Source organism: Vulcanococcus sp. DEBay_Sum29NL08_54, assembly GCF_017859255.1.
Taxonomy (GTDB): Bacteria; Cyanobacteriota; Cyanobacteriia; order PCC-6307; family Cyanobiaceae; genus Vulcanococcus.
Window position 1 is genome coordinate 1 of sequence record NZ_JAFMNJ010000047.1, and the last position, 9,338, is coordinate 9,338.

General features: G+C 62.6%; 9 protein-coding genes and 1 pseudogene. 4 read left to right on the plus strand and 6 right to left on the minus strand.

What is annotated here, in order from left to right; translation table 11 throughout:
• The 4 genes from QZ186_RS10630 to QZ186_RS10645 form a co-directional block, all read left to right on the plus strand.
• The coding region (locus QZ186_RS10630) for an ABC transporter transmembrane domain-containing protein (protein WP_296416734.1) at window positions 1-1,560 on the plus strand (1,560 nt) is incomplete at its 5' end.
• Entirely contained in the window at window positions 1,557-3,665 is a 2,109-nt protein-coding gene (locus tag QZ186_RS10635) for an ATP-binding cassette domain-containing protein (RefSeq protein WP_296416735.1), read from the plus strand. The genes QZ186_RS10630 and QZ186_RS10635, both read left to right, overlap by 4 nt.
• Before the next feature lie 5 nt (window positions 3,666-3,670).
• Entirely contained in the window at window positions 3,671-5,041 is a 1,371-nt protein-coding gene (locus QZ186_RS10640) for an HlyD family type I secretion periplasmic adaptor subunit (RefSeq protein WP_296416736.1), read from the plus strand.
• Between the two features lie 110 nt (window positions 5,042-5,151).
• Complete coding sequence (locus QZ186_RS10645) at window positions 5,152-5,472, plus strand: lysozyme inhibitor LprI family protein (protein WP_296416737.1); 321 nt, start codon at window positions 5,152-5,154, stop codon at window positions 5,470-5,472.
• Here QZ186_RS10645 and QZ186_RS10650 read toward each other — a convergent pair.
• From QZ186_RS10650 to QZ186_RS11720, 6 genes and pseudogenes are all read right to left on the minus strand, one after another.
• Window positions 5,469-6,209, minus strand: coding sequence for an MlaD family protein (locus QZ186_RS10650; RefSeq protein ID WP_296416738.1), 741 nt, complete (start codon window positions 6,207-6,209; stop codon window positions 5,469-5,471). The genes QZ186_RS10645 and QZ186_RS10650 overlap by 4 nt on opposite strands.
• A gap of 74 nt (window positions 6,210-6,283) precedes the next feature.
• Window positions 6,284-6,949, minus strand: a complete 666-nt coding sequence (locus QZ186_RS10655; protein WP_247477311.1) for a hypothetical protein — start codon at window positions 6,947-6,949, stop codon at window positions 6,284-6,286.
• A 75-nt stretch (window positions 6,950-7,024) separates the two neighbouring features.
• On the minus strand, window positions 7,025-7,423 hold the full coding sequence (locus tag QZ186_RS10660) for a HEPN domain-containing protein (protein WP_296416739.1): 399 nt from the start codon (window positions 7,421-7,423) through the stop codon (window positions 7,025-7,027).
• Window positions 7,420-7,779 (minus strand): nucleotidyltransferase family protein, encoded by a 360-nt coding sequence (locus tag QZ186_RS10665; RefSeq protein WP_296416740.1) that lies wholly within the window; start codon window positions 7,777-7,779, stop codon window positions 7,420-7,422. The genes QZ186_RS10660 and QZ186_RS10665 overlap by 4 nt, the downstream gene beginning before the upstream one ends.
• Window positions 7,780-7,895: 116 nt before the next feature.
• Entirely contained in the window at window positions 7,896-9,284 is a 1,389-nt protein-coding gene (gene psbC / locus QZ186_RS10670) for a photosystem II reaction center protein CP43 (RefSeq protein ID WP_029626170.1), read from the minus strand.
• Window positions 9,268-9,338: pseudogene (locus QZ186_RS11720) on the minus strand (photosystem II protein D2); the annotation flags it as partial. The pseudogene QZ186_RS11720 and the gene psbC, both read right to left, overlap by 17 nt.

A 9,338-nucleotide genomic window follows, 5' to 3' on the forward strand; every position in this document is an offset into this window, starting at 1 on the left:
TTGGATGACCCCACGGTGCGGGTGGTGATCGCCGCTTCGATTGCGATCAACCTGTTGGTGTTGGCGATCCCGCTGTACATCAACCGCATCTACACCTCGGTCCTGCCGCAGCAGGCCGGCGACAGCCTGGCGGTGATCACCATGCTGTTGGCAGCTGTCCTGGTCCTCGATGTGGTCCTCAAGGGGCTGCGGGCCTGGGTTCTCAGTTGGCTTGGGGCATCCTCTGAGCATCGGCTCCGGCTGGGAGCGATCCGCTCGCTCTTGGCTAGCGATATCAGCAGTGTTCAGGCCCAGCCGCTTCAGGCCCGCCTGGCTCAGCTCCGTACACCGGCGGCCTTGCGGGGTGTCTTTGAGCAGCAGTGGATCGTGCGCCGCATTGATCTTCCCTTTGCTCTTGTCTACCTCTTTGTTCTGCTGCTGATTGGCCATTGGCTGGTGATCCTGCCCCTGCTGCTGGCACCGGTCTTCATTCACTACGCCCACCAGGCCTCCCAGGCGATGCTCGCCGCGATCGAGCAGAAACACCGCCTGGAAACCAGCCTCAATGAAACCCTGCACGCCAGCCTGCTGGGGGCACCCACGATCAAGACCTTCAATCTCGAGGGGTTCTTGGTGCGTCGCCTGGAGCCGTTGCAGGAGCGCCTTGCCCAGGCAGGCTTTCGCCAGGAGGCGACCACGGCCCGGCTGCAAAACCTCTCGGGCCTCTTTGCCCAACTCAATCAACTTCTGATCGTCAGCTTCGGCGGTTGGATGGTGATCAACCAGGACCTCTCCAGTGGGGCCCTGGCGGCCTGCACCCTTCTCAGTGGTCAGGTGACCATGCCGCTGGGCAAGTTATTTGCTGCTGAAGGGCAACAGGCCAGCCAGTGGCAAGCCAATCACGACTACCAGCAGCTCGAGCAACTGCCCCAAGAACCCAACCTCCTGGTCGGCGATGAACCCCCAGCCAGCGGATCTCTGGAGCTCCCCCAATTCACCCTTCCCCAAGGAGGGGCCTTGGCCTTGGTCGGTGGAGACGTCGATAGCTCCTCGGCTCTGCTGAAGTCCATCACCGCTCTTGAGGGAGAGCTGCCCCATCACGCCAGCTACGCCGGTCGGCCGCTGCAGAGCTATCAACGCTCGCTCCTGCGCCGCCGCCTGCGGCTGCTGGTGCCCAACCCCCAACTGAGCACGGGCACGTTGCTTGAGAACCTCACCCACTTCCGCTCCGATCAGCTCGGGCCACGGGCGGCCCAGCTCTGTGAGCAGTTAGCTGTTGCCCCCTGGATTCAGGCTCTGCCGCGCGGCTACGAGACGCCGATCGGTGAGACCCAAGACTTTCCCTTGAGCCGCAGCTTGCGCTTCCGCGTCCAGGTCATCGCAGCCCTGCTGGATGAACCTGCGGCCTTGTTTTTGGACACCTCCCAGGTGGACCTACCCGCCTCCGAATTGCAGTGGTTCCTCGGGATTCAGTGTGAGGCCTCCAAGTTGGTGGCCCTGGAGGCCTGGCCTCCGGGATTGCCGGCGTCCATTCCGACCCTGCAATGGAAGGCCAGCGAGCTGGTGGAGGTGCAGCCATGATCGAGATCGCTCCACTGTTTGATCGCCTGCGCCAGAGCGAGTCCGCCTCGGCGCGTCTGCTGCCGGATCTTCTGGAAGCCCTGGATTGGTCAGGCGAGGCCATTCAGCTCCGCAATGCCATCAGTGGATCCCCCCAGTCCATGGACGGGGTCGATCTGATGAACACCCTGGCCAACCTGGGCTATCGCTGGACGGTCATCCCCCTGAGCGCGCGCACACCGCTGGCGCAGCTGCAGCGACTCGATTACCCCCTGGCCCTGCGCGCCGACCAGGCCAACTGGGAGTTCCGCTTGGTCCAGACCGCCGAGCAACTGGCTGGCTTGTTGGCCTTGGACCAGGCCTACTACGCCTACGACATCCGCTTTGAACCGGAGCGAGCTGGCGAGAAGCGGCAATGGTTCCAGGCCCAGGTGCTGCGTTTCCGCGGCGGGATCACCGAGCTCTATGTGATCTCGCTGCTGATCAACCTGCTGGCGCTGGCGATGCCCTTCTATATCCGCGCCGTTTACAACATCGAAATCCCTGGCGGGCAGGTGGGGGATTTGTTCCTGCTGCTGCCCTTCGCCATCACGGCCGTGCTCCTGCAGCTCTGGCTGACCCAGCGGCGTCAGGCCCGCTTGGCTGATCTGGGCGCGGAGCTGGATTTGCTCCTCAGCATCCGCGTGCTCGAGAAGGTCCTCTTGCTGCGCCTGCCCCAGTTGGAGCGCTACACCCCGCTCACCCTGGCCAACCGACTGCGCAGCTTCCAGGGTCTGCGCACCTACCTCACCGGTCCGGTGGCGCTGGCGGCTTTGGATCTGCCCTTCATCGGCATCTTCCTGGTGGCCATCGCCGTGATGAGCGTGCCCTTGATGTTGCTCACCGTCTTGATGGTGCTGGTTTGCTTTGGCGGGGTTTACCTCGTCGGACTGGCCGGCCGTGCCGTGCAGCAACCCCTCAGCCGCAACCCCTCCAACCTGGAGCCGATGCTGTTGGATCTGCTCCAGAACTTCGCTGAGATCAAGCGTGCCGGAGGAGAGCGCCGCTGGTACAGCCGCCTGGAGGAGGCCTCCAGTGAATCGGCGATCCAGGGGCTCGGACCACTGCGGCTGCAGCAACTGCTGGCGATCCTCACCGGCGAGTTCTCCCAGCTGACCGGAGCCTTGGTTCTGGCCACAGGCGCTGGCATTGCGATCGCCGGAAATTCCGGCATCGAGCTGGGCACCTTGATCGCCACGATGTTCTTCGTCTGGCGGGTCTTCCGCCCGATCCAAACGGCCTACCAAGCCCTGAGCCGCTGGTCCCAGATGCGGCCGAACCTCGAGCGCCTGAACCGCTTCATGGGGGCCTCGGAAGTCGAGCCCAGCACGAGCCTGAGTCAGCGCTGGGTGCTTCCCAACCCCAAGGGTGCCCTGGTCTTTAAGAACGTCACCTTGCGGCTCAACAACCTGCAGGAGCCCACCCTGGCTCAGCTCTCGCTCAAGGTGAATCCAGGTCAGCTGGTGGTGCTCTCGGGGCCGGAAGGCTCAGGCACGTCCTCTGTTCTGCGTTTGATCAATGCCCAGATCACCCCAGGCAGCGGCGTGATCACCCTGGACGGCTCGGATCTGCGCCAGATCCCCTTGGGGCAGCTGCGTCAGGCGATGGCCTTCTTGCCTGAAGACGCTGGGGTCTTCCCTGGAACCCTCCGGGAGAATCTGCTGCTGGCGGGCCCCTTCCTCACTGATCAGGATCTGCAACAGGCCCTGCAGTCCCTTGCCCTCGAGGAATTGCTGGAGGGCAAGGGACTGGATCGGCTCGTCGCCCTGCAGGGTCCCCATGCCCTGCTGCCCCATCAGGTGCAGGGGGTCGCCTTGGCGCGGTTGCTCTTGGCGGAGCCCGTTGTCCTGCTCCTGGATCAACCGCTTGGGGCGCTGCAACCCCACAACCGCCGAGCTCTGCTGCAGGTCCTGGCCCAGCGCCGCGGCAAGGGGACAACGCTGGTGGTGTCAGATGCGCCTGAGCTGCTTGAAATTGCCGATCAGATCGTCATCCTTCGGGAAGGATCTGTGGCCTTTGCCGGTACCCCTGCGGAGTTAATCGCTGCGCAGCAAAAACTTCCTCCTGCGCCTGCCAAGGCCGCCTAATTCCGATGAGCCTGTCCTCCCCGAACCCCCGCGATCTCCAGAGCCGCAAGCGCTCTGATGACGAGAGCTCCATCTGGCACCTGGAAGCGGATCCCTCCGACCAGGCCTTTGGCCATGGCCGCCGCGGCGAAGCACTGTCCCTCGAGGCCGGTCAGGTTCCCCCCAACCTGCTCCGCTGGCTGAAGGGGGTGACGGCGGTTTTTGCCGGTTCCATTGCGGTCTCGGCGATCATCCCGATCCAGGACTACGTGGTGGCCTCCGGTGAGATTGAGCCCGCCGGGGAGATCCAAAAGGTGCAGCATCTTGAGGGCGGCATTGTGCGCCAACAGCTGGTGTCCGAGGGGCAGCGGGTCAAGAAGGGCCAGGTGATGCTCAAGCTCGACGAAGGGGAGATCGGCTCCCAGGAGCAGCAGACCGCGACCCGGATCACCAACCTCACCCTGGAGCAGCGCGAGTTGCGCAAGGCTCTCGGGGAGGAGGCGATGAACAGCAAACAGCGCACGCCAACGCGCCCTTCAGCGGAAGTGGAGAAGGCCTTCCGAGATCTCCAGGATCAAAAGGCCAGGGATATCACCCGTCAAATCACCCTGGCGGACCAACGCCTGGCCACCCTGCAGGCCAAGCGCAGGGAATACCTCGATGAAGTCGCGCTGCTGAAGGAGCAGACCAAGGCCTACGAGAAGTTGGATCGCAGTGGAGCCATCCCCCACAACGACGTTCTCGAGGCCCGGCGTCGCATCGCTTCCACAGAGACCGAACTGGCGGAACTGGACGGAACGATTCAAGAGACGGAGACCCAACGCTTTGAACTGCGGGCCAAACTCCGCACCGACACCCTGGAGCAGCTGGCGAAAGTCACCAGTGAGAAGGCCGAGCTCCAGAGCGTGCTGGGCCGTCAGCTGGGGGAACTGGAGCGGCTGCAGGTGCGCTCACCGGTTGATGGCATCGTCAAGAGCTACACGATCAAGACCATCGGCGGGGTGATTGCGCCGGGCAGTGTGGTCGCCGAGGTCGTTCCGATTGGTCAGCGCCTGGAGGCCTTCACCCGGGTCAAGCCCAAGGACATTGGCAACGTCCGGATCGGGCAGAAGGTCGAGGTGAAGGTGCTTGCCTACGACTACAGCCGCTACGGCACCGTGACCGGAAAGGTGGAGTCCGTGTCAGCTGGAACCTTCCAGGATGAGAAGACCGGTGAGCCCTACTACAAGGTGCGTGTGGCCTTGGATCGGGAGTATGCCGGCAAGGCCAAGGGCAAAAACCTCTTGGTGCCAGGCATGACGCTGACCGCCGATATCCTCACGGACCGCACCACCTTGCTCTTTTATTTGCTGGGCCCGATCCGCAAGGGCTTTGGCAATGCCATGCACGAGGGTTGATCACCATGCTGCACCGATCACGACGCCGCTTCACTGTCCTGTTCGCTCTGGCTGCTTTGGCGGGGAGTACCCAGCCAGTGGCAGCCCAGCCCAATCCCTGTGCTCACACCATGAGCACGGTGGAGACATCGCTGTGCATCGCCAAGGTTCTTGAGCAGAAGGATCGGGACTTGGCTCTGGCCATGCAGAAGGTGGCAGCGGATGCTGCCGCGATGCCCGGCGGTCAGTTCCCCACGCTCTGGAAGGACAACCTGACGGGCTTCTTTAAGACCAGCGCGGATCCCGAGGATCAGCTGGCTGCGTTTCAGCAGGCCCGCCGCAATGCCTGCGTTTACATGAACTCCATCGCCTTCCAAGGCACGGGCTTCGGCATCTTCGTCAGCAACTGCGAGATCCGGATGACCGATGCCCTGATGCAGTCGCTCGACTAACGGTCCTTCGGCGCTTCCTCAAGGCCACCGATGCCAACCAACAGTTGCAGCAGTTTGCGGCTGATGCTGCTGAGTTCCTGTAGCTCCTTCAAGGTGTTCACCAGGATTGGCTGGGTTTGCTCCAGCACCTGCTGAGCACGATTGGAGGTGGCCTCGGCACTGGCACCGGTGGCGCTGATTTGCGTGAGCGTTTTGCGCAGGGTGGGTGCTGTCGCTGCGGTCTCCCGTTGCACCACGCCGCTGAGGTTGTCGACGCTCCCGAGGGTTTTGCGGATCTCGCGCAGGGTGTCGGGAACATCCTCTGCCGTGAGTTTGGTGGTGTTGTTCAAGGTGGCCTGCAGGGCCTTCTGGGTTTGATGCAGATCCACCATCAGGCTGCTGATGGCGGGCGGTTGCTCATAGGGCAGGGTCGTGTCGCGCATGCCGTGCTTCTCCAGGCTCACCGGCCAGGGCTGCGGATCAGGACTGACCACCAGGAAGTGCTCCCCGACAAGACCTTGCTGCCCTTGGCTGGCCGTGCTGCGTGGTCCCACCAACGGCGCAAATCGCTCGTCAATTTGAAACTTCACCTGCACCTTGGCGTTGGGCAGCATCTCCAGGGAGCGCACCTGACCGACCTGCATGCCTGAGATCTGAACCGCCTGGCCGGGCCTGATGCCACTGGCATTGGCCGCCACCAAGCGCAGGTTCAAAAAGCGTTGGCCCCAGTGCTGCTCACGCGCCAAGCCAATGATCAAGGCTCCTAGTAGCAGCACACCAGAGCCAAGAAAGAGGAGCCTCTCGTGACTCCGCGTCGGTGGATTCGGCATCGTCATAGGGAGCTCGCCTGCAGACGGATGGGATCCAACACCGTGATCCAGAGCAGCTTGAGGGCAAAGAGAACCATCAGTCCCTCGATCAAGAGATTGCTGACCATCAAGGCCGGATGGCGTTGGCGTTTGAGTTCCTGGTAGCCCCGCCATTGACTCCAGGCGCAGATGCCGGCCAGGAAGAACGAGCAGCGCAGCATGGCCCGCAGGACATCCTGCAAGTCAACACCGCTGAGCAGCGCCTGCGCTTCACCAATCAGGTCACTGCGGGGCGTGGTCAACGCCCCCGCGCAGAGCGAGGAGATCAAAAAGAGCACCAGCAGAACCGCGGCGAGCAGTGCCGAGGCCGGAACACTGATTAGCCAGGCCCTGGAGCCGTGGCGTTCGACGCGATCCAGCCAGTTCGGCATCATCAGCGCCATCGCCAGCAGCGAGACCAGCAGCGGTCCCACCAACTGCAGCACCAGCAAGGTCAGCAGCTCCAAGCTGAAGCGACTGTTCTGCCCAAGGGGACCGGCACTCAGCTCAACGATGCCGGCGCCAACCACCAGCCCCGAGAGCAGCACGGGACCGCCGCAGCGTTGACCGTTGCGTTCGGCGGTGTTCAGCACCCGCCAGATTCGATCACTGGTGAGCTGGCTTTGCACCAGAGCGCTCAATGGCTCCACCCAGGTTGCCGATGCGTGCCTGATCGTCTACTGCTGATCGCTCAGCCGATAAACAGTGCCACAAAGCACCAACGCTTAACTCGCATCAACCAAAGCGGACTCGACAAATTGCAAGACGGCCTTGGAGGCCTCTTGTGCCATCCCGGAGTCGTTGGCATCGAACCGGTCGATGGGAGCCTCATCGTCTCTTGGATAGCGGGTCTCACTATTCATCCGACTCAAGGCCTTGAGGTGCAGTGAATCAATCCAGGCTGTATCGACACCTTGCTCGCGAATCGCTTCAGCTAAGCGATCCAGAGAATGGCTGTAGGGGGGCAGTGTCCCCAGGGAAATCAGCAGTCCCTTAAGGGCTTTCTCCGCCGCTTGGCTGTAGTGATAGCAAGCCTGGCTGTGAAACCCTTGTGACTGAGTGAGTTCTCCAACTTCGAAGTCACTCTTGGCTTGCCGCAGCCAAGCCTGTTGTCGTTGGCTCATCCTTTTGCCAGGCAAAGGGCGTCTTTGGCAATGGCCCGCCAGTACGGGTCCTGACTTTGTGACTGTTGGAGCCAGTCCGTTGTGCTGAGTGCCAGGGCGTCATCGGCCATGCCAATGGCGAGAGCAGCCTCTGCCAGTTGATCAGCTGTTGCCTGGTCCCCAGCGACGGCCAGTACGTCCACGTCGGAGTAGGCGTCCCAGTCGCCGCGAGCCAGTGATCCAAACAGCCAGAGGCTGGAGCCTGGACACTGGCTGACAACAGCTTCAGCGTTCGAGCGAAGTTGAGCTAACCGTTCTGTTCGCTTCCGTTCGCGAATTAGCGCAACTTTGGCGGCGGTGGAGGCTGCTTCGACCATGGTTCAAGAATATGCAGGACTTCAGGCTTTTGCTGGCTGAGCCGGTCCTGTCCACAAAGGCCACAAAAAAAGCCCCCGCCGAAGGGCGAGGGCTGAGGGACGATCGCTGAAAGGAATCAGTCGAGGTCAGGCATGGCCAGGGTGGGCTCGGCCTGACGGTCGATGCCCTTCTCGAAGCCAGCAGCAGCAGCGCGGGCGCGGCCGGCGTGCCAGAGGTGACCCACCAGGAAGAAGAAGGCGAGAACGAACTGAGTCGCAGCCAACCACTGACGGAGGTTCACGAAGTTCACCGAGTTGGGCTCGGTGATGATGCCGCCCACAGAGTTCAGAGACGCGTTGGGGGCGTGGGTCATGTACTCAGCCGCGCGGCGCACTTGCCAGGGCTGAATGTCGTTCTGGAGCTTGTCGAGGCTCAGGCCGTTGGGGCCACGCAGGGGCTCCAGCCAAGGACCACGGAAGTCCCAGAAGCGCATGGTCTCACCACCGAAGATGATCTCGCCGGTGGGGGAGCGCATCAGGTACTTACCCAGACCGGTGGGACCCATGGCGGAGCCGATGTTGGCGCCGAGGCGTTGGTCACGCACCAGGAAGGTGAAGCTCTGGGCCTGGGAGGCTTCGGCGTTGGTCGGGCCGTAGAACTCCGAGGGGTAGGCGGTGTTGTTGAACCAGATGTAGGCCGAGGCGATGAAGCTCATGAAGCTCAGGGCGCCAAGGCTGTAGCTCAGGTAGGCCTCACCGTTCCAGATGAAGGCGCGACGCACCCAGCCGAAGGGCTTGGTGACCACGTGCCAGATGCCACCGAAGATCAGGGTCAGACCCAGCCAGATGTGGCCACCGATGATGTCCTCCATGGAGTTCACACCGATGATCCAGCCCTCACCGCCAAAGGGAGCGCGGAAGAGGTAGCCGAAGATCACACCGGGATCCAGGGTGGGGTTGGTGATCAGGCGAACGTCGCCACCACCAGGGGCCCAGGTGTCGTAGACGCCGCCGAAGAACATGGCCTTGAAGACCAGCAGCAGAGCGCCGACGCCCAGAAGGATCAGGTGATAACCAATGATGTTGGTCATCTGGTTCTTATCCCGCCAGTCCTGGGAGAAGAACGCGGAGTAGTTCTCCAGGATTTCGGGACCACGCAGGGCGTGGTACAGGCCGCCGAGGCCGAGCACGGCGGAGCTGATCAGGTGCAGAACACCAACGACGAAGAAGGGATAGACATCCACAACTTCACCGCCAGGCCCAACGCCGTAGCCAAGGGTGGCGACGTGGGGGAACAGGATCAGGCCCTGCTCGTACATGGGCTTGTCGAAGGTGAAGTGGCTCACCTCGAACAGCATCATGGCGCCGGCCCAGAAGACCATCAGGCCTGCGTGGGCGACGTGGGCGCCGAGAAGGCGACCAGAGAGGTTGATCAGACGGGCGTTACCCGACCACCAGGCATAGCCGGTGGAGTCGAGGTCCTTCCCGCCGATCCCGGAGAGAGAAGGATTAGAGAGCGTTACCACGGGGCAGAACCTCTTCAGGGAAGACGAAGTTTTCGTGCGGTTGGTCCGCGGGGG